Source organism: Peribacillus frigoritolerans (genome assembly GCF_040250305.1).
Classification (GTDB): domain Bacteria; phylum Bacillota; class Bacilli; order Bacillales; family DSM-1321; genus Peribacillus.
The window spans coordinates 5,575,109-5,596,670 of record NZ_CP158190.1 but is presented as its reverse complement, the minus strand read 5'-3'; the positions used below and the strand labels follow the sequence as shown (position 1 = coordinate 5,596,670).

Annotated in this window: 22 protein-coding genes; 21 read left to right on the top strand and 1 reads right to left on the bottom strand. The window is 40.9% G+C overall.

Features of this window, described 5'->3' with window-relative positions:
* The first annotated feature begins 931 nt into the window (after positions 1 to 931).
* The 11 genes from rpmH to ABOA58_RS27675 all read left to right on the top strand — a co-directional run bounded on the left by rpmH (position 932) and on the right by ABOA58_RS27675 (position 11,276).
* Entirely contained in the window at positions 932 to 1,066 is a 135-nt protein-coding gene (gene rpmH / locus ABOA58_RS27725) for a 50S ribosomal protein L34 (RefSeq protein ID WP_034316183.1), read from the top strand.
* 80 nt (positions 1,067 to 1,146) lie between these two features.
* Entirely contained in the window at positions 1,147 to 1,503 is a 357-nt protein-coding gene (gene rnpA, locus ABOA58_RS27720) for a ribonuclease P protein component (RefSeq protein WP_063234313.1), read from the top strand.
* A 175-nt stretch (positions 1,504 to 1,678) separates the two neighbouring features.
* Complete coding sequence (spoIIIJ, locus tag ABOA58_RS27715) at positions 1,679 to 2,467, top strand: YidC family membrane integrase SpoIIIJ (protein ID WP_063234312.1); 789 nt, start codon at positions 1,679 to 1,681, stop codon at positions 2,465 to 2,467.
* Entirely contained in the window at positions 2,464 to 3,084 is a 621-nt protein-coding gene (jag, locus tag ABOA58_RS27710; RefSeq protein ID WP_137020458.1) for an RNA-binding cell elongation regulator Jag/EloR, read from the top strand. Before spoIIIJ ends, jag begins: the two co-directional genes overlap by 4 nt.
* A gap of 286 nt (positions 3,085 to 3,370) precedes the next feature.
* Entirely contained in the window at positions 3,371 to 4,756 is a 1,386-nt protein-coding gene (gene mnmE, locus ABOA58_RS27705) for a tRNA uridine-5-carboxymethylaminomethyl(34) synthesis GTPase MnmE (RefSeq protein WP_350300820.1), read from the top strand.
* 21 nt (positions 4,757 to 4,777) lie between these two features.
* A complete protein-coding gene (gene mnmG / locus ABOA58_RS27700) occupies positions 4,778 to 6,664 on the top strand; it encodes a tRNA uridine-5-carboxymethylaminomethyl(34) synthesis enzyme MnmG (RefSeq protein WP_350300819.1) in 1,887 nt (628 codons plus the stop codon).
* 30 nt (positions 6,665 to 6,694) lie between these two features.
* Complete coding sequence (gene rsmG, locus ABOA58_RS27695; RefSeq protein WP_101223977.1) at positions 6,695 to 7,411, top strand: 16S rRNA (guanine(527)-N(7))-methyltransferase RsmG; 717 nt, start codon at positions 6,695 to 6,697, stop codon at positions 7,409 to 7,411.
* A gap of 375 nt (positions 7,412 to 7,786) precedes the next feature.
* Positions 7,787 to 8,647: a nucleoid occlusion protein gene (gene noc, locus ABOA58_RS27690; RefSeq protein WP_101223976.1), complete on the top strand. Its 861-nt coding sequence runs from the start codon at positions 7,787 to 7,789 to the stop codon at positions 8,645 to 8,647.
* 259 nt (positions 8,648 to 8,906) lie between these two features.
* A complete protein-coding gene (locus tag ABOA58_RS27685) occupies positions 8,907 to 9,668 on the top strand; it encodes a ParA family protein (protein WP_034316249.1) in 762 nt (253 codons plus the stop codon).
* On the top strand, positions 9,661 to 10,521 hold the full coding sequence (locus ABOA58_RS27680; RefSeq protein ID WP_350300818.1) for a ParB/RepB/Spo0J family partition protein: 861 nt from the start codon (positions 9,661 to 9,663) through the stop codon (positions 10,519 to 10,521). Before ABOA58_RS27685 ends, ABOA58_RS27680 begins: the two co-directional genes overlap by 8 nt.
* A 53-nt stretch (positions 10,522 to 10,574) precedes the next feature.
* Positions 10,575 to 11,276: a DUF554 domain-containing protein gene (locus tag ABOA58_RS27675; RefSeq protein ID WP_350300817.1), complete on the top strand. Its 702-nt coding sequence runs from the start codon at positions 10,575 to 10,577 to the stop codon at positions 11,274 to 11,276.
* A gap of 54 nt (positions 11,277 to 11,330) precedes the next feature.
* Here ABOA58_RS27675 and yyaC read toward each other — a convergent pair whose 3' ends face one another.
* Positions 11,331 to 11,966 (bottom strand): spore protease YyaC, encoded by a 636-nt coding sequence (yyaC, locus tag ABOA58_RS27670; protein ID WP_350300816.1) that lies wholly within the window; start codon positions 11,964 to 11,966, stop codon positions 11,331 to 11,333.
* Positions 11,967 to 12,358: 392 nt separating this feature from the next.
* On the opposite strand from yyaC, the gene ABOA58_RS27665 reads away from it, so the two are divergent.
* From ABOA58_RS27665 to dnaB, 10 genes are all read left to right on the top strand, one after another.
* Positions 12,359 to 13,195 carry a mechanosensitive ion channel family protein gene (locus ABOA58_RS27665; protein ID WP_350300815.1) on the top strand — a complete coding sequence of 279 codons (837 nt, stop codon included), beginning with the start codon at positions 12,359 to 12,361 and terminating at the stop codon, positions 13,193 to 13,195.
* A gap of 20 nt (positions 13,196 to 13,215) precedes the next feature.
* Positions 13,216 to 13,413 (top strand): DUF951 domain-containing protein, encoded by a 198-nt coding sequence (locus ABOA58_RS27660; RefSeq protein WP_034316158.1) that lies wholly within the window; start codon positions 13,216 to 13,218, stop codon positions 13,411 to 13,413.
* Between the two features lie 168 nt (positions 13,414 to 13,581).
* Positions 13,582 to 14,682: a redox-regulated ATPase YchF gene (ychF, locus tag ABOA58_RS27655; RefSeq protein WP_034316156.1), complete on the top strand. Its 1,101-nt coding sequence runs from the start codon at positions 13,582 to 13,584 to the stop codon at positions 14,680 to 14,682.
* Positions 14,683 to 15,095: 413 nt separating this feature from the next.
* Positions 15,096 to 15,380 (top strand): 30S ribosomal protein S6, encoded by a 285-nt coding sequence (rpsF, locus tag ABOA58_RS27650; RefSeq protein WP_034316153.1) that lies wholly within the window; start codon positions 15,096 to 15,098, stop codon positions 15,378 to 15,380.
* A gap of 69 nt (positions 15,381 to 15,449) precedes the next feature.
* Positions 15,450 to 15,974, top strand: a complete 525-nt coding sequence (ssb, locus tag ABOA58_RS27645) for a single-stranded DNA-binding protein (protein WP_057278276.1) — start codon at positions 15,450 to 15,452, stop codon at positions 15,972 to 15,974.
* Positions 15,975 to 16,022: 48 nt separating this feature from the next.
* Entirely contained in the window at positions 16,023 to 16,262 is a 240-nt protein-coding gene (rpsR, locus tag ABOA58_RS27640) for a 30S ribosomal protein S18 (RefSeq protein ID WP_053348323.1), read from the top strand.
* 236 nt (positions 16,263 to 16,498) lie between these two features.
* Positions 16,499 to 17,446: a YybS family protein gene (locus tag ABOA58_RS27635; RefSeq protein WP_350300814.1), complete on the top strand. Its 948-nt coding sequence runs from the start codon at positions 16,499 to 16,501 to the stop codon at positions 17,444 to 17,446.
* A gap of 41 nt (positions 17,447 to 17,487) precedes the next feature.
* Complete coding sequence (locus ABOA58_RS27630) at positions 17,488 to 19,458, top strand: DHH family phosphoesterase (protein ID WP_350300813.1); 1,971 nt, start codon at positions 17,488 to 17,490, stop codon at positions 19,456 to 19,458.
* Positions 19,455 to 19,904, top strand: coding sequence for a 50S ribosomal protein L9 (rplI, locus tag ABOA58_RS27625; protein WP_101223970.1), 450 nt, complete (start codon positions 19,455 to 19,457; stop codon positions 19,902 to 19,904). Before ABOA58_RS27630 ends, rplI begins: the two co-directional genes overlap by 4 nt.
* 140 nt (positions 19,905 to 20,044) lie before the next feature.
* Positions 20,045 to 21,409, top strand: a complete 1,365-nt coding sequence (gene dnaB / locus ABOA58_RS27620) for a replicative DNA helicase (RefSeq protein ID WP_063234298.1) — start codon at positions 20,045 to 20,047, stop codon at positions 21,407 to 21,409.
* The last annotated feature ends 153 nt before the right edge of the window (positions 21,410 to 21,562 follow it).

The following is a 21,562-nucleotide window of genomic DNA, read 5'->3' as shown; positions in this document are numbered from 1 at the left end:
ACTTATCCCTCCTTTGCAAAATATTTTTAATAATTGTATCTAAATGTATAGGCACAAATAAACTCATCGATTGCCGTCTTTATATTAATTTTGACAGCAAAGGTTCGGTGAGCTGTATTAAGTAATTTTTGTGTTGTGTAATGAAGTGCCTAAAAACTATATCTTGCGCTGTACAACCTTTGTACAGACTACATCTGGTAAACCAGTGTAGACTTGAATGTTTATTCATCAACAGGTATTTTAAGAAATATATAATAAAGAAGAAAAAAGGGTTTTCGACAATATCCACCATCTGTGGACAGATTAATATACACAGGTCGGATAAACTATCCACAAGTTATTCACAGTCTGTGGATAAACGTTACCTGTTGATAAAGTTATTCAGAGTGAAAACACAAATATAATATCAGAAATTCAGGCGTCTTGCAATGGGTTAGAAAACTTTATCCACAACTTACCGAGCTTGTGGGAAAAACTTTTCCACAGGCCATTGTTATGTGCAAAAGTCTATAAAATGGGATGTGGATAGAAAAAAACATGTCGAAATTTATCCACAGACCGTGATTATAGGCTTGGCTAATTTGTTTTGAACGAAGTTGGTCAAGCCGAAAGAGCTGCATAACAGATCAAAAAATGATTCACGTCCATTCTTAATTATTTGTCGAATGTTGTTTCGAACAAGGGAGGATTCATTGTGAATCTCATATTTGTGCTCATGGATAAAATGATGGAAATTTGCCTTTCCCCAAAAATTTCTATATCAGTTCGGAGCAAAATCATTTACAATAGGCTAGGTAGTAAAAAAAGGCCAACTGGACATTGAGCATTAAAAAAGAAATATTTTTATGGATGAGGTTGACAAGTAGAAACCTCCATCTATATAATTGTAAAGACTGTCTTTAACTGTTATTCCTCAGGGAGGTGTCATATAATGAAAAGAACTTATCAACCGAATAACCGCAAACATAGTAAAGTTCACGGTTTCCGTGCACGTATGAGCACGAAAAACGGACGTAGAGTAATCGCTGCACGTCGCCGTAAGGGCAGAAAAGTATTATCTGCATAGACCACTGAAAAGTCTCAGTGGTCTTTTTTCGCAAAATAAGGGATTTACTGAGACTCAATTCATGTAATGAAGGTGTAAAAATGAAAAAAAAGTTAAGGATTAAGAAAGAGGACGAATTTCAGCTTGTGTTTAAAAAAGGTGAGTCTTCTGCTAATCGGCAATTCGTTGTCTATGTCCTTGAAAAGCCAGGTCAGGATTATTTTCGGATCGGCCTTTCAGTCAGTAAAAAAATCGGGAACGCCGTTGTAAGGAACCAAATTAAAAGATACATACGGCAAGCGTTTTTGGAATTGAAAGAAGATATAGAAGAGGGTAAGGATTATATTGTGATTGCTCGAAAACCAGCGGCGGAGATGGACTTTTTCCAGGTGAAAAGTAGCTTGATCCATGTCCTGAAACGTTCTAAATCACTAAACTTTAAAATGAAAAAACAATAAAGTCCCCTTAATATCGAATAAGCACTCCTCGGATCATGTGGTTACTTGAGAAAGATGACATAGAAAATCCCGATTGTAACTGTGGAAAAAGTGGATTGCTTTTCCTTGAAATCTTCTATCAAACAGTTCACAATTGTTTCAAAAAAGATTGATTGCAGTTAGGAGGAAATTACGGTTGAAAAAACGAATATTACTCATTATTGGACTAGCCTCGATAATGATGTTGTTAGCAGGGTGTACGGAAATTAAAGAACCTATTACTGCGGATAGTGAAGGTTTTTGGAATTCATACATTGTCTATCCATTATCAGCCCTGATCATTTGGCTTTCTGAAGCATTTGGCGAGAACTATGGTTTGGGAATCATCGGTGTTACACTAATCATTCGCTTAGCATTACTTCCATTAATGATCAAACAGGTGAAAAGCTCGAAAGCAATGCAGGCCATTCAGCCTGAAATGAAAGAACTTCAAGCAAAATACAGCTCAAAAGATGCTGCCACACAACAAAAACTACAGCAAGAAACAATGGCTCTATTTTCAAAATATAATGTGAATCCATTGGCGGGATGTTTGCCGATATTGGTGCAAATGCCAATTTTGATCGGATTTTACCATGCAATCAGCCGTACGGAAGAAATTGCTTTACATAGTTTTCTTTGGTTTGATTTAGGTTCCCCGGATCCTTATTATATTTTACCGGTCGTTGCAGGTATCACGACTTTTATCCAGCAAAAGATGTCCATGGTTGGAATGAACTCCAATCCACAAATGGCGGCACAAATGACGATGATGCTTTACATCATGCCAATCATGATTGTTGTATTTGCTATTAATTTCCCCGCTGCTCTTTCTCTTTACTGGGTAGTTGGTAACCTTTTTGGTATCGTTCAAACATATTTCATCAAAGGTCCGGATCTTAGAAAAGCAGCTGCGGAAAACGCGGGAGGGGCAAAGAAAAAGTGAAAAAAGTAACTGCTACAGGACAATCTGTCGAAGAAGCAGTAAATTTAGCTTTAGCTCAACTGAACAGCACTAAAGATCGCGTGGAGATTGAAATAGAAGATGAAGGCAAAAAAGGATTTTTTGGTTTATTTGGTGCAAGGAAGGCAATCGTCCATGTGACCTTGCCTGCCGATCCCATTGAAGAGACACTGGGATTTTTGAAGAATGTCAGCGTGGAAATGGGAGTCAATGCACAAATTGATGTCACCCGTAAAGGTAAGAATGTAACATTCCATTTATCAGGTGATAAAATTGCCTTATTGATTGGAAAAAGGGGTCAAACACTAAATTCACTTCAGTATTTAGCACAGCTGGTTGCAAATCGATATTCGAAGCAGTTTTTGAATATTACTGTAGATGCAGAAGATTATCGAAATCGCCGCAATGACACTTTAATCCAATTGGCCGAAAGAATGGCAAATAAAGCCATGAAAACAGGTAAAGCTGTTTCACTTGAGCCGATGCCATCCTATGAACGAAAGGTCATCCATAATGCTCTCTTGGATTATCCAAAAATAAAAACGACTTCAAGTGGGACGGAACCTTATCGCCACTTAGTCATTACTCCACTTAAATGAACCTTCTGCTTTTAAGCAGGGGTTCTTTTTTTTTAGGCCTTGCTATCAATGTGTGTCGAATATATATTCTTGATCCGTAAAGGGAAGCGGACGATATTTGTTATTCACATGTGGATAAGTTAAAATAGATGTTACAGAATATGGATTGACGGCATGTGGATAACTCTCGAGAGGAAGGAGTATCTACTTTTTTTCATCAATATACTGTGGTATTGTAGTAATTTAGGGATTCGACGATTTTAATATCAGAAAAAAATAGAAACATCAATATATAAGAGGTGAAAGCATGGAATTCGATACAATCACCGCTATCTCTACTCCCTTAGGGGAAGGGGCAATCGCCATCGTTAGAATCAGCGGTGATGAGGCCATAGAAATAGCCGACAGGATCTTTAAAGGACCAGGTGGAAAAGGATTGCTTGATGTGAAATCACACACGATTCATTATGGCCACCTTATCCAGCCAAAAACAGGTGAAATCATAGAGGAAGTCATGGTTTCGGTCATGATGGGTCCAAAGACATTTACAAGGGAAGATGTAGTTGAAATAAATTGTCACGGTGGAATCGTTTCGGTCAATCGGGTATTACAGCTCATTCTCTCACAAGGTGCTCGTTTAGCGGAACCTGGTGAATTTACGAAACGGGCTTTTTTGAATGGCAGGATCGATCTTTCTCAAGCTGAGGCCGTTATGGATTTAATCCGCGCTAAAACGGATAAAGCGATGAATGTTGCATTAGGTCAAATGGAAGGCCGGCTTTCGAAATTAATCCAAAATCTGCGTCAGGAAATTTTACAGACCCTCGCTCAAGTCGAGGTTAATATAGATTATCCGGAATATGATGATGTCGAAGAAATGACGCATCGTTTATTTTTGGAAAAGGGCAGTTATGTGAAGAATGAAATAGAGAAGCTGCTTCACACGGCCCAACAGGGTAAGATACTTAGGGATGGGCTTGCGACCGTTATCATTGGGCGCCCTAATGTCGGAAAATCTTCTTTGCTTAACAGCTTAGTTCATGAAAATAAAGCGATTGTCACTGATATTCCAGGTACAACACGTGACGTAATTGAAGAGTATGTCAATGTTCGCGGTGTACCGCTTAAACTCGTCGATACAGCAGGAATTCGCGAAACGGAAGATATCGTTGAACGAATTGGAGTTGAACGGTCTCGTGCAGTATTAAAAGAGGCTGATTTAATATTGCTTGTATTGAACTATTCCGATGATTTCACTGCCGAAGATGAGAAATTGTTTCAAGCGGTTGAGGGAATGGATGTTATCGTTATCATCAATAAAACCGACCTTCCACAAAAAATCGATATGGCAAAGGTTAAGGAAAAGGCGGCATCCCATAAAGTTGTTTCCACTTCATTACTGGAGGATCGAGGGGTCGATGAATTGGAAGAAGCCATCGCTTCTTTATTTTTTGAAGGTTCTTTAGAAACGGGAGACCTGACGTATGTTTCCAATGCAAGGCATATAGCTTTGCTGGGACAGGCATTACAGTCTATCGAAGATGCAATCGATGCTATTGAAATGGGTACGCCGGTTGATTTGGTTCAAATCGATTTCACGAAAGCCTGGGAGATCCTTGGAGAAATCATTGGCGAAAGCGTTCAGGATAATTTGATCAACCAATTGTTCTCTCAATTTTGTTTAGGAAAATAAGCGTAAAAGGAGGAAAAGGATATGCAATACGAAGCAGGTAGCTATGATGTCATTGTTATTGGTGCCGGTCATGCTGGCAGTGAGGCAGGCCTTGCAGCTGCAAGAGTAGGAGCTAAAACGTTGATGATCACCATTAATTTGGATATGGTCGCCTTTATGCCATGCAATCCCTCCGTTGGCGGGCCGGCAAAAGGGATAGTCGTTAGGGAAATTGACGCTTTAGGCGGTGAAATGGGAAGGAATATCGACAAGACCCATATTCAAATGAGGATGCTCAATACGGCTAAAGGTCCGGCTGTTCGTGCGCTGCGGGCGCAGGCAGATAAATTTCTCTATCAGCAAGAAATGAAAAAAACGATAGAAGACCAAGAAAATTTGACATTGATTCAAGGAATGGTAGAAGAATTAATTGTTGAAAACGACGTATGTACGGGTGTCATCACTAAAACAGGAGCGGTGTACCGTGCGAAAACTGTCGTAATCACGACGGGAACATATTTACGCGGTGAAATCATTTTAGGGGAACTGAAATATTCAAGCGGCCCAAATAACCAGCAGCCTTCCATCAGGCTTTCTGAACATTTAGAGCAGTTAGGATTTGACTTGGTCCGTTTTAAAACAGGAACGCCGCCACGAGTGAATAGCTCTTCCATAGATTACAGCAAAACGGAAATTCAGCCTGGCGATGAAGTGCCACGCGCATTTTCTTATGAAACGACAAAGTTCATAACGGATCAATTGCCATGCTGGTTGACATACACGAATGAGGGGACACATCAGCTCATTGATGAAAATCTGCACCGTTCGCCAATGTATTCCGGAATGATTAAAGGAACCGGACCGCGATATTGTCCATCGATAGAAGATAAAGTCGTTCGTTTTAATGATAAACCACGGCATCAAATCTTCCTGGAACCTGAAGGCCGCAATACAAAGGAAGTTTATGTGCAAGGTTTATCCACCAGTCTGCCTGAAGATGTACAAGTGAAAATCCTGCAAACAATTCCAGGACTTGAAAAGGCGGAAATGATGCGTGCTGGATATGCAATTGAATATGATGCTATCGTTCCTACGCAGCTATGGCCTACACTTGAAACGAAGAAAATCAAAAATCTGTATACTGCTGGCCAAATTAACGGGACATCCGGCTACGAGGAAGCAGCAGGACAAGGATTGATGGCCGGTATTAATGCAGGATTGAATGCAATGGGTAAAGAAGAACTGATTTTAAGCCGTTCGGATGCCTATATTGGTGTTCTCATTGATGACCTTGTGACGAAAGGTACGAATGAACCATACCGTTTGCTGACTTCGCGTGCAGAATACCGTTTATTATTGCGTCATGATAATGCCGATTTACGCTTAACGGAAATTGGATTCAATATCGGGATGATCAAAGAAGAACGCTACAATCGTTTCCTTATGAAAAAAGAAGCGGTTGAAATGGAAAAGGAACGACTGAAATCAAACTTCATCAAACCGACCAAAGAGGTTCAAGAAGTCATTACTGCAAGCGGCGGCAGTGAGTTGAAGGATGGAATCCGTGCCTCCGATTTATTGAAACGGCCTGAAATGGATTATTCCCACATTCAGAAGTTGGCGCCAAGTGATGTCGAACTGAGCGATGAAGTGACGGAACAGGTCGAAATCCAGATCAAGTATGAAGGATATATCGAAAAATCCTTGCAGCAAGTCGATCGCCTGAAAAAAATGGAGAATAAAAAGATTCCAGAGAATATCGATTATGATGCAATTTCTGGTCTTGCAACGGAAGCACGTCAAAAGTTAAAGCAGGTCCACCCGCTATCAGTAGCTCAGGCTTCAAGAATTTCAGGTGTGAATCCCGCTGATGTTTCCATTTTGCTTGTTTATTTGGAACAAGGTAAGATCGCCAGAGTATCTCAGTAATGGAAATACCCGAAAAGGATTGAAGCAGACATGAATATTGAACAGTTCCAACAAGCACTGCTGGAGAAAGGAATCGAGCTATCTCCTCAACAGCTTGATCAGTTTGACACTTATTATCGATTATTGGTGGAATGGAACGAAAAGATGAACTTAACAGCCATCACTGATAAAGAAGAAGTTTATCTGAAGCATTTTTATGATTCAATCAGTGCAGCCTTCTATTTTGACTTTAATAAATCATATCGAATTTGCGATGTTGGGGCTGGAGCTGGATTTCCGAGTATTCCCTTGAAGATTTGTTTCCCTGATATCCACGTCTCGATTGTGGATTCCTTGAATAAGCGAATTTCTTTTTTGAATCACCTTGCGGATTCCTTGCAATTAAAGGGAGTTTCCTTCTATCATGACCGGGCTGAAACCTTCGCCCAAAAACCGGAGCATCGCGAATCCTATGATATTGTCATGGCAAGGGCGGTAGCCAGGATGTCCGTTTTAAGTGAACTATGTTTGCCGCTTGTTAAACCGGATGGGACGTTCATTGCAATGAAAGCGGCTAGTGCACAAGATGAAATGGACACTGGGAAGAAGGCCATTTTTACATTAGGCGGAGAAATCGAAGAAATTCATCCTTTCACATTGCCAGAGGAAAATAGTGAAAGAAACATCATTACTGTAAAAAAAGTGAAGAAGACTCCTAAAAAATACCCGAGAAAACCAGGGACACCAAATAAACAGCCTATTGAATAATCTTTGCAAGAGGAGTATGTTTTCATAGTAAGCGCAGATGATTCAAATACATGGCTGGTACTTGCCCTTATTTTCTTTTACTATAAATGTATGAACTTATTATTTTCACTCAATACTGCATTTGCCAACAAAGGCATTAGGTACATGTTAAAACGTGTGCCCTGTGCTGGCTGATTCAGGGAAATAGTCTAGGGAATGCCGGCCGATATCCATAATAACTGGCCTTCCATTCCTCATTATTACCTTGATGGCGCCAGTCGACATGTTTTTTACAGTGAAGGGCCATATGTATAACCATGTCGGGAAATGTATGCAGGACTTGTCCTTTAAATAGAGAATATGTTATTTGGGAGTTTTAAAAGGTGGTGTAGGAAGATGAAGCATCCTTTTTCGCGGTTCTTTGGGTTTGGCGAAAAAGAAGAAGAGCAACTAGAGATGGAGACACCTAGCAATAATAATGAAGAGATAAGAAAAATTTCCATTTCTGATATTGTGCCTAATCGATTTCAACCAAGGACCGTTTTTAATGACGATAAAATTGCTGAATTGGCTCAAACGATTCATACTCATGGGATCATTCAACCAATTGTAGTAAGGGCTTATGGTCAGGGAAAATATGAAATCATTGCAGGTGAGCGTCGTTTCCGGGCCATGCAAAAGCTTGGCTGGGAACTGGCACCTGCTATAATCAAGGATTTCACCGATACAGAAACGGCTTCCGTCGCGCTGATAGAAAACCTTCAGCGTGAAGAACTGACACCGATTGAAGAAGCTTTGGCTTACGGAAAACTATTGGAGCTGCATAGTTTAACCCAAGAAGCGCTGGCACAAAGACTGGGAATAGGTCAATCTACCGTGGCGAATAAGCTTCGGCTGCTTAAGCTGCCACAGGAGGTTCAGGATGCACTTCTTCAAAAGCAAATTACGGAACGCCATGCCCGTTCGTTGATACCGTTAAAGAGTCCTGAAAAGCAGCTTAAACTGCTTGTGGAAATCATCGAAAAAGGGTTGAACGTCAAGCAGACCGAAGAGCAAGTCGTCAAGCTCCTGACGGGTACTGTGCAGAAGCCGAAACCTAAGCGAAAAGCGTTTAGTAAAGACATGAGGATTGCCGTGAATACCATACGCCAATCACTCAATATGGTTACAGACAATGGAATAAATTTGGATGCAGAGGAAGAAGAATTCGAGGAGTATTATCAGTTCACGATTAAAATACCCAAGAAAAAAACTTGATTCCCTATCCTTAGCCCGCTTGGTAGTCTTCGATTACCAAGCTTTTTTATTTTCACTCCAAAACTGGCATTTTCCGCCTTGAAAACATTCAACTTTCCCCGGGTTTTTAATGCTTTTAGGTGTATTTGAAATTTTAAGCGGAATTTCAGAAAACGATTTCTTCCAGTAACATTCATGATAAAATAGAAAGAAATAACTGGATTTACGGTACAAATCAGTAGATATAGCGTGATGAAGATAGTTGAAAGCAGGTGAATTCGTGGGGAAGATTCTCGCCATTGCCAATCAAAAGGGCGGTGTTGGAAAAACGACAACTTCTGTCAGTCTAAGTGCTTGTCTTGCATATATAGGACAGAAAGTCTTAATGGTCGATATTGATCCGCAGGGAAATGCGACAAGCGGTGCAGGTATCGACAAAGCAGATGTGGAACAATGTATTTATGATGTATTGGTTGATGATGTCGAGGCCAGTACCGTTATCATGGAAACAAAGGTAGAAAACCTATATGCCATACCTGCGACAATTCAACTTGCAGGTGCAGAAATTGAACTTGTTCCAACCATCTCAAGGGAAGTCCGATTAAAAAGGGCATTAGAAGAGGTGCAAAGCCAATATGATTACATTGTGATTGACTGCCCTCCATCATTGGGTTTGCTTACGCTTAATGCCTTAACGGCCGCTGATGCAGTTTTGATTCCGGTACAATGTGAATATTATGCATTGGAAGGTTTGAGTCAACTATTGAATACGGTCCGCCTCGTCCAAAAGCATTTAAACCATGATTTGAAAATCGAGGGTGTGCTTTTGACGATGTTGGATGCAAGAACAAATCTAGGTCTCCAGGTCATAGAAGAAGTAAAAAAATACTTTCAGGATAAAGTCTATCAAACCATCATTCCCCGCAATGTCCGTTTGAGTGAAGCACCGAGCCATGGAGAACCGATAATTATATATGATCCAAAGTCACGTGGGGCGGAGGTCTATCTAGAACTGGCAAAGGAAGTGGTATCAAATGGCTAAAGGACTTGGCAAAGGACTTAACGCACTTTTCAACAGTGGGGAGATCAGTAAAGATGAAATCGTGCGCGAAATCAAAGTAAGGGAATTAAGGCCAAATCCTTATCAGCCCCGAAAGAACTTTCGGCTTGAAGCTATAGAGGAATTAAAGCAATCCATCATGGAACACGGGATATTACAGCCGATTATTGCCCGGGAAAGCATTAAGGGATATGAAATTGTGGCTGGGGAAAGGCGTTACCGAGCTGCCAAAGAAGCTGGTTTAAATACAGTTCCGGTCGTTGTGAGGAAATTGAGCGAACAGCAGATGATGGAACTGGCGATTTTGGAAAACCTGCAACGGGAGGATTTGAATCCGATCGAGGAAGCCGTTGCTTACCAAACACTTCTTGAAAAATTGGAAATTACTCAGGAGCAGTTGGCCAATCGGCTGGGTAAAAGCCGGCCCCATATAGCAAACCATGTTAGATTACTTTCTTTGCCTGAAGGGATTAGGAGATATATCTCGGACGGGGAAATTTCCATGGGGCATGGACGGGCATTGCTAGGTTTAAAGAAAAAAGAGATGCTTAAGCCGGTAGTGGATAAAATCCTCAAAGAAGGTATGAATGTCAGACAGCTAGAGCAATATATACATCAATTGAATGATACCGTTTCACGTGAAACCAAACCTAAGAAACAAGAGAAAAAAGATATATTCATAAAGCAACGGGAGACAAGTCTGCGTGAAAGACTAGGGACGAGCGTAACGATAAAACAAAGCAAGAAAAAAGGAAAAATAGAAATTGAATTCTTTTCAAAAGAAGATTTAGAGAGAATTTTGAACTTGATCGATCAAGAGAACCTTTCCTCTTAGATCGCCTTTATGAAAAGATCGTGACGACTTATGCAGAAAATTAGGTGGATGAGATGGTATTATTAGGGGCCTTGGTGAATGGTGCCTGCATTTTAATCGGTTCGATTTTAGGAATGTTTTTACAACATATACCTGAAAAGATAAAAGAAACGGTCATGAGCGGCATCGGTTTGGCTGTCATGGTCTTAGGTTTGCAGATGGGGTTTAAAAGTGATAATTTCCTTGTTGTCATTTTAAGTATTGTCGGAGGGGCTGTCCTTGGTGAATGGATGAATCTTGAGGCTAAGCTTAATTCTTTAGGAAATTGGCTTGAACGCAGGATGAAAGCGAAGGAAGGATCTTCGATATCTCAGGGGTTTGTAACGGCTACGCTCATATTTGGCATTGGGGCGATGGCCATTATCGGTGCCCTGGATAGCGGTATCCGGAATGATCATGACGTTTTGATAACAAAAGCGATCATCGATGGATTTACAGCATTGGTCCTTGCCAGCACTCTCGGCATAGGTGTACTTTTTTCAGCATTTCCGATCATTCTTTATGAGGGGTTAATGGCGATTTTTTCAAGGCAGATCAATACGATGATCCCAACTGCTTTAATGGATTCCTTCATATTGGAAATGACGGCAACTGGGGGAGTCATGATTTTGGCAATTGGCTTGAATATTATCGGTGTCACCAAAATAAGGGTGGCGAATCTGCTTCCAGGCATAATGATCACCGCCATTCTGGTTACTTTCATGTATTATGTATAAAAAAGAAGGAAGGGGATGACCCCTTCCTTCTTTTTTATCATAAGCAAAAATCGATCAAAGGGTTTTTTCTTGCTTGAATGACCATGTGAAAGGAGTGATGGTAGGTTTTATTGGATAATGATTTTGTGCTTCATGAATCCCTTCGGCAATGGTTTTGGCCATTTTTAGCACAAGATTAAGACGAGTGTTCTGCAAGACCATAAACTCCATGAATCCACTTACATTCACGATTCCTGTAATATGGGCATTTCCAACGGAAGGAAGATCTTTATTGACCCCTGCACCTGGCTTCACTGGTCCCTGGCCGATTTGAACTATGCCGACGCTTTTCATTTTCCCTAAGCAAGCATCGATTCCGACTATAAATGGATTGGCATGCATCTTTTTGATTTCATTTAATTTTTCCTGTAAATTCATCGCATGTATAGGGTCATCCAGAGTTCCATAAACATGGAATGAAGAAGAACCGTTTTCAGCTTTTTCACTAAGCAGAGTGCCGACAAGTGGTCCGAGTGAATCGCCTGTGGAACGGTCTGTGCCTATACAGACGATGACGATTGGTTGAAGCTTTCCGGTAGGTAGGAGGTTGATCAATTCCTGGGAAATTTGTTTGGATGCATCCGTATCTTCATGCAGGATGCGACTCAATCTATTTTTATTATTATTAAATAGACTAGAATTCAGATTCATCGGCTCAACTCCTTTACTTTATTTGGTATTACAGTATACGGATAAAAAGGGGAAAATATACGGTATTTAACATAATGGATGAGGGAATTTTTTGTAGAACATGCCAATAGTTGAAGGGGATATGAATCGTCGCTTATCCTCTATCAATTACTTTCCTTTATACTTTCTAGTAAATAATTACTTGAATATCTGGGAAAAACCTTCTAAATCTTTTACCTATATACCCATAATTTTTTTGTACAGAAACCATTTTTTATTGATAAAATAGAGAAAATCTCTCTATTTCATGGTTATCTCCATGCATGGAGGGTAGAGGAATACGTCTATATGGGAAAAAAACATATAGAAGATATAATAGTTTTGCAGTTATTTGCATTAGGCAGGAGGAAAAGATGGATCGCATTTATGATAACGTTACAAATGAGATATTGGATGAAAAGATATGGTTGCGGATGGGTGAGGGCATTATTAAAATCTTCCTTATTCTGTTGTTATCGCGTATTATTATTACAATAGGAAAGACTATTCTGAATAAATTTTTCAAAGCACGTTTAAGAAGTCCCCTTCGGGTATCGGAGCGCAGGGAAGCGACACTCATTAAATTGCTGGAAAATATCATTACCTATATCATCAATTTCATTGCCATGATAATGATTCTGGATATTTTTGGACTTGAAGTAATGCCATTACTCGCTGGTGCCGGTGTTCTCGGTTTGGCGGTTGGGTTTGGTGCCCAAAGTTTGGTCAAGGATATAATTACTGGGTTTTTCGTGATTTTTGAAGATCATTTCTCGGTTGGGGATTATATTAAAATCAATAATTTTGAAGGGGAAGTCATTGAAATCGGGCTTCGTACTACGAAAATTAAAAGCGGTGCAGGGGAATTGCACTTCATACCCAACGGCAGCATCATCCAGGTCACGAATTATTCCATTTTAAATAGTATGGCTGTTGTTGATGTGACCATACCTAACGATGGATCGGTCGAGCGTGCCGAGAAGGTGCTGATTGATCTTTTAAACAGTATGGAAGGCAAATACGAAGCCCTGGTTAAAGCACCAGAATTTTTGGGAATTGAAAAAATCAGTCCTGAAGAAATCGTCTTTCGGGTTAAAGCGGAAACAAAGCCGATGCATCACATCGAAATCAGCAGGATATTAAGAAATGAAATAAGTGCTGCGCTTGATTCAAGTGGGATTAAATCTACGTACAATGGCAGCGAGTCATAGGAGTTAGGGGGCTCATGGTTATGGAAGAAAAGGAATTTGCACTTAAGGATATTGTGGAAATGAAGAAACCACATCCGTGTGGAGTGAATAAGTGGAGAATTATACGGCTCGGAATGGATATCCGGATAAAATGTGAAGGGTGCGGTCATAGCGTGATGCTGCCCCGACGTGAATTCGCGAAGAAAATGAAAAAAGTTCTGCAAAAGCATGAGGAGTGATCATGCTTTTTTTTGGGGAGTGAAAGTGGTCCGGCGTTTCTCATGATTTACTTGTCTTTTTAGGAAGCGAAATCTATAATTGGGAAAGGTTTAGGTAATTGGATGGTCTTTATAGAAGATCAGTTCTTTTCCCATATGTACGAATCATCTTGAAGGAGTGAAATATAAATGGCTTTAACAGCTGGTATAGTCGGTTTGCCTAACGTAGGTAAATCCACTTTATTTAATGCAATTACTCAGGCAGGTGCGGAATCTGCCAACTATCCTTTCTGTACGATCGACCCTAATGTCGGGATCGTGGAAGTGCCAGATCACCGTCTGCAAAAATTGACTGAATTGGTTAAACCGAAAAAGACGGTTCCGACAGCTTTTGAATTCACGGATATCGCCGGGATTGTAAAAGGAGCAAGTAAAGGAGAAGGATTGGGTAATAAATTCCTTTCCCACATCCGTCAAGTGGATGCCATTTGTCAAGTCGTCCGTTGCTTTGCTGACGATAACATTACCCATGTTTCCGGAAAAGTAAATCCAATCGATGATATTGAAGTCATCAACCTTGAATTGATCCTTGCCGATTTGGAATCTGTTGTCAAACGCATCGACCGTGTCGGAAAAATGGCCAAGCAAAAAGATAAAGCCGCTGTTGCAGAACATGAAATCCTTGTGGCTTTAAAAGAAGCTTTGGAAGATGAAAAGCCTGCACGTTCCGTTGAGTTTACTGAAGAGCAGCAAAAAATCGTGAAGGGCATGCATTTACTTACAGCGAAGCCGACGCTTTACGTAGCGAACGTGAGCGAAGATGAAGTGGCGAATGCTGACGATAATGAATATGTACAGCAAGTTCGTGAATATGCTGCGAAGGAAAATGCCGAAGTAATCGTGATTTGTGCCAAAATCGAAGAAGAAATTGCAGAGCTTGAAGGTGAAGAAAAGGAAATGTTCCTATCTGAACTTGGCATTGAGGAGTCAGGTCTTGATCAGTTGATCCGTGCTTCTTATAATCTGCTTGGATTGGCAACATACTTTACAGCTGGTGTACAGGAAGTGCGTGCTTGGACATTCCGCAAAGGAATGAAAGCCCCTCAATGTGCCGGAGTCATTCACACGGACTTCGAACGTGGTTTCATCCGTGCCGAGACGGTTTCTTATACCGATTTACTTGAAGCGGGCAGTCATGGTGCCGCAAAAGAAGCGGGTAAAGTCCGTTTGGAAGGAAAAGAATACATCGTTAACGATGGCGATGTTATCCATTTCCGTTTTAACGTTTAAGATTCAAAGACCCTTATTTCCTCAGTTTTAATCCATTTATTTTAAAACAAAAAAGACTGTGGGCAAAAGGAGTTCTATCTTAATGCTAGAACAAAGTTGATTGGAACGGAAGGTACGAGACTCCTGCGGAAAGCGAGTGCCTGAAGTGGAAATCAACGGTCAAATTTTAAAAACCTAAAAAAGAGTGCATACAAACTCAATGATTATCGAGTTTGTATGCAGTCTGAGGACCCTACCGTTCCATATGTAGGGTCTTTTTTGCGACTTGAATCATTAGATTACAATTAATTGTAATAAGTCGAACCGTTCGTTGCAAAGCCTCTTTAACTATGCTATAATTTTATCTTGTGAGTAATTATAAATAATTGCTCCTTGCCCAATTGGGCCGCTTAGACCAAAAGGAGGTGACAGTGATGAGAAAATACGAAATTATGTATATCATCCGTCCAAACATTGAGGAAGAAGCTAAAAAAGCTTTAGTTGAACGTTTCAACACAATCCTTTCTGATAATGGTGCGGAAGTAGAAGCAAAAGAATGGGGTAAACGCCGTCTTGCATATGAAATCAATGATTTCCGTGATGGTTACTACATGCTTCTTAAAGTTAACGCTGAAAGTGCTGCGATTCAAGAATTCGATCGTCTTGCTAAAATCAGTGAAGACATTATTCGCCACATGGCTACTAGAGAAGAAGTTTAATTCAATATTTAATATAAATTCTAATCTTGTTTCACATGAAACAAGCTTGAAACCTAGGGGTTGATTCTGATGATGAATCGCGTAGTTTTGGTAGGACGCTTAACTAAAGATCCTGAATTACGATATACACCTAATGGGGTTCCCGTAGCTACCTTTACTTTGGCTGTGAACCGTAGTTTTACGAATCAGCAGGGTGAACGTGAAGCGGATTTCATTAACTGTGTAGTTTGGCGTAAACCGGCAGAAAATGTAGCTAACTTCTTGAAAAAGGGCAGTTTAGCTGGCGTGGATGGACGTGTCCAAACACGTAATTATGAAGGACAAGACGGCAAACGCGTATATGTGACGGAGATTCTGGCTGAGAGCGTTCAATTCCTTGAACCACGAAGCAGTTCAGCGGGTGAAAGAAATGAAGGCGGTTCTTACGGTGGAGGTCAAAGAAGTTATGGCAATAACGGAAATGACAACAATTCGTATGGACAAAATCCTAATCAGAATCAACGGAGCAATAACAACTACACTCGTGTAGATGATGATCCATTTGCTAATGACGGTAAAACAATCGACATTTCAGATGATGATCTTCCGTTTTAAACAGCCGTTTAAAATGAAAATTCAAAAAAGCAGGGAGGGAAATATATTATGGCAATGGGTGGACGTAAAGGACGCGGTAAGCGTAAAAAGGTTTGTTATTTCACATCTAACGGAATCACTAAAATTGATTACAAAGATACAGATCTTCTTAAAAAATTCGTCTCAGAACGCGGTAAAATTTTACCACGTCGTGTAACTGGCACAAGCGCTAAATATCAACGTAAATTAACGATTGCTATTAAACGCTCACGTACTATGGCATTACTACCATACGTATCTGGTGAATAATAAATTGGCACATTGAGGAGTTATCCTTAATGTGCCTTTTTTATAAGTTATCACTTATGCCTGAAAACTGCTGAATTGCGGTTTTTTTTATTTCAGAAGGAAGTTATCCGGGCGCTTTCCTCAGAAAAAATAATCATATCCTAAAAAAGACTGTGATGTTTGAAATATCCTGGCCGTAACGGATACAATATAAAGATGGAGATAAGACATCAATAATAACAGGGGGTAAAATAAAGATGAATAGCGGGAGACGAATTGCCGAGGGCGGAGCACTTCTGGCACTATATTGCATTTTATTGTTCATCACCATTCAAATCCCACTATTGGGTATTTTCACTGCTTTCTTTTTACCCATTCCATTCATACTGGTCACAATCAAACAAAAGTTATCGTGGAGCCTTGGTTACTTATTTGTAGCCTCGTTATTGTCGATCCTCATCGGGACGATATTGTCTGTTCCCCTGACCTTGCTCATGGGGGCAACGGGAATTGCGATCGGCTATTTTTTGAAAAAGGACAAACCGATGGCACCTATGTTCATAAGTGCAGTCCTTGTCTTTCTGGGGGGCATTTTATTAATATATGCAGCTTCAGTTTTGATAACGGATGTTAATTACATAGAAGAATCGATGAACATTCTTGAGGGGTCCATTGGAAATACAATCGGCATCATGGATTCTTTTGGACAGGCACCGACGGAACAAGTCAAAAAGCAGATGTATGAATCAATCGATATGATGAACACGCTGATGCCAAGTTTGTTCGTCTTGATGTCCGTCATCATGGTTTTATTGATTTTCTTTGCGGCGCACCCCATTGTGAAGAGATTCAGTGATAAGGCGTTAAAATGGCCCCATTTTCGAGATCTGCGACTCCCGAAAAGCCTTTTATGGTATTATTTAATTACGATGCTTCTTGCTCTTTTTGTGAATACGGACAAGAACAGTTTTGTATATATGGCCATAACGAACCTATTTTTCATACTGCAGTTCTTCATATTATTACAAGGGTATTCCCTGATATTCTATATCGCTCATGTTAAGTCATGGGTTAAGGCGATACCGGTTTTAATCGTGGTTTTTTCTTTGCTTCTGCCGATTCCGATTATTACGACGGCCGTCCGATTTTTAGGTATAATAGATTTAGGCTTTCCGTTTAGGGAGACAATCAAGAAAAAGGAATAGAAGACTTTTTTGTAAAACAGATGCTTTTAGGAGCTGAAACTATGCCATCTTATTTGAAAGAATACTCGATTAAGTCCCCATTGTATGGGGTGCTCGCCGCGGTCGTTTTACTTTTGGGCGTCCTGGCTTATTATAATTGGGTTATTGCACTTGTTGGATTATTGATTCTTGCTGGTTTATTTTATTTAACATTAAGAATGGTAGAAAAAAAGCAACGGAAGACAGAAGAGTATATAACGACTTTATCTTACCGTTTAAAGAAGGTAGGCGAAGAAGCGTTATTGGAAATGCCGATTGGGATCATGCTCTTTAATGAGGATTATTACATTGAATGGACCAATCCATTCCTGGCTTCTTGTTTTAGTGAAGACTCCTTGGCAGGAAGATCGCTATACGATGTTGCGGACTCGATAGTACCGTTAATCAAGCAAGAGATCGAGACAGAGACACTTACGCTCCACGATCGGAAATTCAAGGTGGTCCATAAGCGTGATGAGAGGCTTCTTTACTTTTTTGATGTGACTGAGCAAGTGGAAATCGAGAAATTATATGAAGATGAGCGAACGGCAATTGCGATCATTCTTCTTGATAACTATGATGATTTGACCCAGGGTATGGATGATCAGCGCAAAAGCAGCATTAATAGCTTGGTTACCTCACTTCTTGATAAATGGGCAAGGGATAATGGCGTTTTCTTTAAACGGGTTTCCTCGGAACGATTCATCGCTGTCTTTAATGAGCATATCCTTCAGCAGCTTGAAAAGGGGAAATTCTCGATTTTGGATGAAATCAGGGAAACGACGGCCAAGCAAAATGTACCATTGACCTTGAGCATCGGTGTCGGCTCGGCCGTGTCATCCTTGCCGGAACTAGGTACGCTTGCACAGTCCAGCTTGGATCTCGCTTTAGGACGTGGCGGCGATCAGGTGGCCATAAAGCAAGCGAATGGAAAAGTGAAATTCTATGGCGGCAAAACCAATCCGATGGAAAAACGCACGAGGGTCCGTGCCCGTGTTATTTCGCATGCATTGAAGGATATAGTACTTGATAGCGATAAAGTCATTGTCATGGGCCATAAAAACCCGGATATGGACGCAATCGGTTCAGCAATCGGCATCTTGAAGGTTGCCCAAATGAATGAACGTGAAGGTTATATTGTCATCAACACCCAGCAGCTCGATAGCAGCGTCCTTCGTTTAATGGAAGAGATCAAAAATAAAGAAGAGCTGTATGCCCGGTTCATAACACCTGATGATGCATTTGAAATGATTACGGATGAGACGTTGCTGGTTGTGGTTGATACGCATAAACCTTCCATGGTAATTGAAGAGCGGTTATTGAATAGGATCGATAAGGTTGTGGTCATCGATCATCATCGCCGGGGTGAGGAGTTCATCAAGAACTCATTGCTCGTCTATATGGAGCCATATGCCTCTTCAACGGCAGAACTTGTGACCGAACTGCTTGAATATCAGCCGAAACGCTCAAAGATTGATATGCTGGAGTCGACGGCGCTTCTTGCAGGTATCATCGTCGATACGAAAAGCTTCACCTTGAGAACGGGTTCACGCACTTTCGATGCCGCCTCTTATCTAAGGGCGCATGGAGCTGATACGGTACTTGTCCAGAAATTCTTAAAAGAAGACGTGGACACCTATATCAAACGTTCGAAGCTCATTGAAGAAGTCATCTTTTATAAAAAGGGAATTGCCATTGCAGCGGCAAAAACCGATCAGGTTCATAATCAGGTGCTCATTGCTCAGGCTGCGGACACACTATTGACCATGGATGGCGTTGTCGCTTCCTTTGTAATGGCTAAGCGATCTGATGATACAGTTGGCATAAGTGCGCGCTCACTCGGTGATATCAATGTACAGGTGATCATGGAAATGTTGAATGGAGGCGGACATCTAACAAATGCAGCCACTCAGCAGGTATGCTCCATTAATGAAGCCGAAAGTCGATTGAAAGCAGCTATTGATGAATATTTAGAAGGGGGACATAAAGAATGAAAGTGATATTTCTTAAAGACGTAAAAGGTAAAGGGAAAAAAGGGGAAGTTAAAAATGTTGCAGATGGTTATGCACATAATTTCCTGCTTAAACAAGGATTGGCGGTTGAAGCAAATAATTCAAATGTGAAAACTTTGGAAGCCCAGAAAAATAAAGAAGAATCACTTGCAGCGGAAGAGCTGCAGCAAGCTGAAGAATTGAAAGTGCAGCTAGAGAAGTTAACGGTTGAACTATCAGCCAAAGCCGGTGAGGGCGGGCGTTTGTTCGGTTCAATCACGACTAAACAAATTGCCTCGGAGCTTCAGAAAAAACACGGTATCAAGATAGATAAACGTAAAATGGAGCTTGCTGACGGCATCCGTTCTTTAGGGCATACAAAGCTTCCAGTCAAGCTTCATCCTGAGGTCACTGCGACACTGACTGTGCATGTGAAAGAAATTAACTAATTTTAGCTGTTTCATATCTGTGAAAAATTGATAAAATAGAGATAGACGAAAAATGTGATTGGGCATGTTGTCCTTTCACTTTTTTCTTTTTTACTAGAAACATATAAAAGGTATCCTCTTAGATTGGGAGGTTTTAAGATATGATAGAACAATTTCAGGATAGGATTCCCCCTCAAAATATAGAAGCCGAACAGGCTGTACTGGGAGCCATTTTTCTAGAGCCCTCTTCATTGACCGTTACATCGGAAGTTTTGATTCCGGAAGACTTTTACAGAAGCTCTCATCAAAAGATTTTTAATGTGATGCTTAAATTGAATGACGAAGGAAAAGCTGTCGATTTGATTACGGTGACAGAGGAACTGGCTGCGACAAAAAACCTTGAAGAAGTTGGCGGTGTTTCTTATTTAAGTGAATTGGCCGGATCGGTGCCTACCGCGGCCAATATTGAATATTATGCCCGCATCGTCGAGGAGAAGTCATTGCTGCGTCGTTTGATCAGGACAGCGACCAACATCGCTCAGGAAGGCTACAGTCGCGAGGACGAGGTCGAGGAGCTGCTCGGGGAAGCAGAAAAAACGATCATGGAAGTGGCCCAGCGTAAAAATTCCGGGTCTTTTCAAAATATTAAAGATGTATTGGTAGCGACGTACGATAACATAGAAGTCTTGACTACCCGTAAAGGGGATGTCACGGGAATACCGACAGGGTTTGCTGAACTGGATCGAATGACAGCAGGGTTCCAACGTAATGACCTCATTATAGTGGGTGCCCGTCCTTCGGTTGGTAAAACCGCTTTTGCATTGAATATCGCTCAAAACGTTGCTACCAAAACGGAGGAGAATGTAGCGATTTTCAGTCTTGAAATGGGTGCAGAGCAGCTCGTTATGCGTATGCTCTGTGCTGAAGGGAATATCAACGCCCAGAATTTACGGACAGGTTCCTTAACTGATGAGGATTGGCGTAAACTGACGATGGCGATGGGAAGCTTGTCGAATGCCGGCATTTATATCGATGATACCCCTGGTGTGAGGATTGGTGAAATCCGTTCAAAATGCCGTCGTTTGAAGCAGGAACATGGCCTTGGCATGATATTGATCGATTACCTGCAGTTAATTCAAGGCGATGGTCGTTCAGGCGACAACCGTCAGCAAGAGGTATCCGAGATTTCACGTTCACTCAAAGCGCTCGCCCGTGAACTTAAAGTGCCCGTCATCGCCCTTTCCCAGCTATCGCGGGGAGTGGAGCAACGTCAGGATAAGCGCCCGATGATGTCTGATATCCGGGAATCCGGGAGTATCGAGCAAGATGCTGATATCGTAGCATTCTTATACCGTGATGATTATTATGATAAAGAATCCGAGAATAAAAATATCATTGAAATCATTATAGCGAAACAGCGTAATGGTCCGGTAGGCACGGTTTCGCTTGCATTCGTGAAAGAATATAATAAATTCGTTAACCTCGAACGCCGCTTCGATGATGATTCGATGTCTCCCGGCGCATAGAAAACTGCCTGCCATTCATGTGATGGCGGGCTTTCTCTGTTTCGGGAAAAAGAAAGGCCGTTATGATAATAGAAAAAGAAATCAGAGGGTACAATAATGTTTGACAATCCAAAAAAAACGGAAAGAAATTTCTTATATTTACGAACAAAGAAT

Bases quoted from the DNA above. Each gene is read 5' to 3' on its own strand.
- rpmH (WP_034316183.1), top strand. From the start codon at position 932: ATGAAAAGAACTTATCAACCGAATAACCGCAAACATAGTAAAGTTCAC.
- rnpA (WP_063234313.1), top strand. From the start codon at position 1,147: ATGAAAAAAAAGTTAAGGATTAAGAAAGAGGACGAATTTCAGCTTGTG.
- mnmE (WP_350300820.1), top strand. From the start codon at position 3,371: ATGGAATTCGATACAATCACCGCTATCTCTACTCCCTTAGGGGAAGGG.
- mnmG (WP_350300819.1), top strand. From the start codon at position 4,778: ATGCAATACGAAGCAGGTAGCTATGATGTCATTGTTATTGGTGCCGGT.
- rsmG (WP_101223977.1), top strand. From the start codon at position 6,695: ATGAATATTGAACAGTTCCAACAAGCACTGCTGGAGAAAGGAATCGAG.
- noc (WP_101223976.1), top strand. From the start codon at position 7,787: ATGAAGCATCCTTTTTCGCGGTTCTTTGGGTTTGGCGAAAAAGAAGAA.
- ABOA58_RS27680 (WP_350300818.1), top strand. From the start codon at position 9,661: ATGGCTAAAGGACTTGGCAAAGGACTTAACGCACTTTTCAACAGTGGG.
- ABOA58_RS27675 (WP_350300817.1), top strand. From the start codon at position 10,575: ATGGTATTATTAGGGGCCTTGGTGAATGGTGCCTGCATTTTAATCGGT.
- yyaC (WP_350300816.1), bottom strand. From the start codon at position 11,966: ATGAATCTGAATTCTAGTCTATTTAATAATAATAAAAATAGATTGAGT.
- ABOA58_RS27665 (WP_350300815.1), top strand. From the start codon at position 12,359: ATGGATCGCATTTATGATAACGTTACAAATGAGATATTGGATGAAAAG.
- ABOA58_RS27660 (WP_034316158.1), top strand. From the start codon at position 13,216: ATGGAAGAAAAGGAATTTGCACTTAAGGATATTGTGGAAATGAAGAAA.
- ychF (WP_034316156.1), top strand. From the start codon at position 13,582: ATGGCTTTAACAGCTGGTATAGTCGGTTTGCCTAACGTAGGTAAATCC.
- rpsF (WP_034316153.1), top strand. From the start codon at position 15,096: ATGAGAAAATACGAAATTATGTATATCATCCGTCCAAACATTGAGGAA.
- ssb (WP_057278276.1), top strand. From the start codon at position 15,450: ATGATGAATCGCGTAGTTTTGGTAGGACGCTTAACTAAAGATCCTGAA.
- rpsR (WP_053348323.1), top strand. From the start codon at position 16,023: ATGGCAATGGGTGGACGTAAAGGACGCGGTAAGCGTAAAAAGGTTTGT.
- ABOA58_RS27635 (WP_350300814.1), top strand. From the start codon at position 16,499: ATGAATAGCGGGAGACGAATTGCCGAGGGCGGAGCACTTCTGGCACTA.
- ABOA58_RS27630 (WP_350300813.1), top strand. From the start codon at position 17,488: ATGCCATCTTATTTGAAAGAATACTCGATTAAGTCCCCATTGTATGGG.
- rplI (WP_101223970.1), top strand. From the start codon at position 19,455: ATGAAAGTGATATTTCTTAAAGACGTAAAAGGTAAAGGGAAAAAAGGG.
- dnaB (WP_063234298.1), top strand. From the start codon at position 20,045: ATGATAGAACAATTTCAGGATAGGATTCCCCCTCAAAATATAGAAGCC.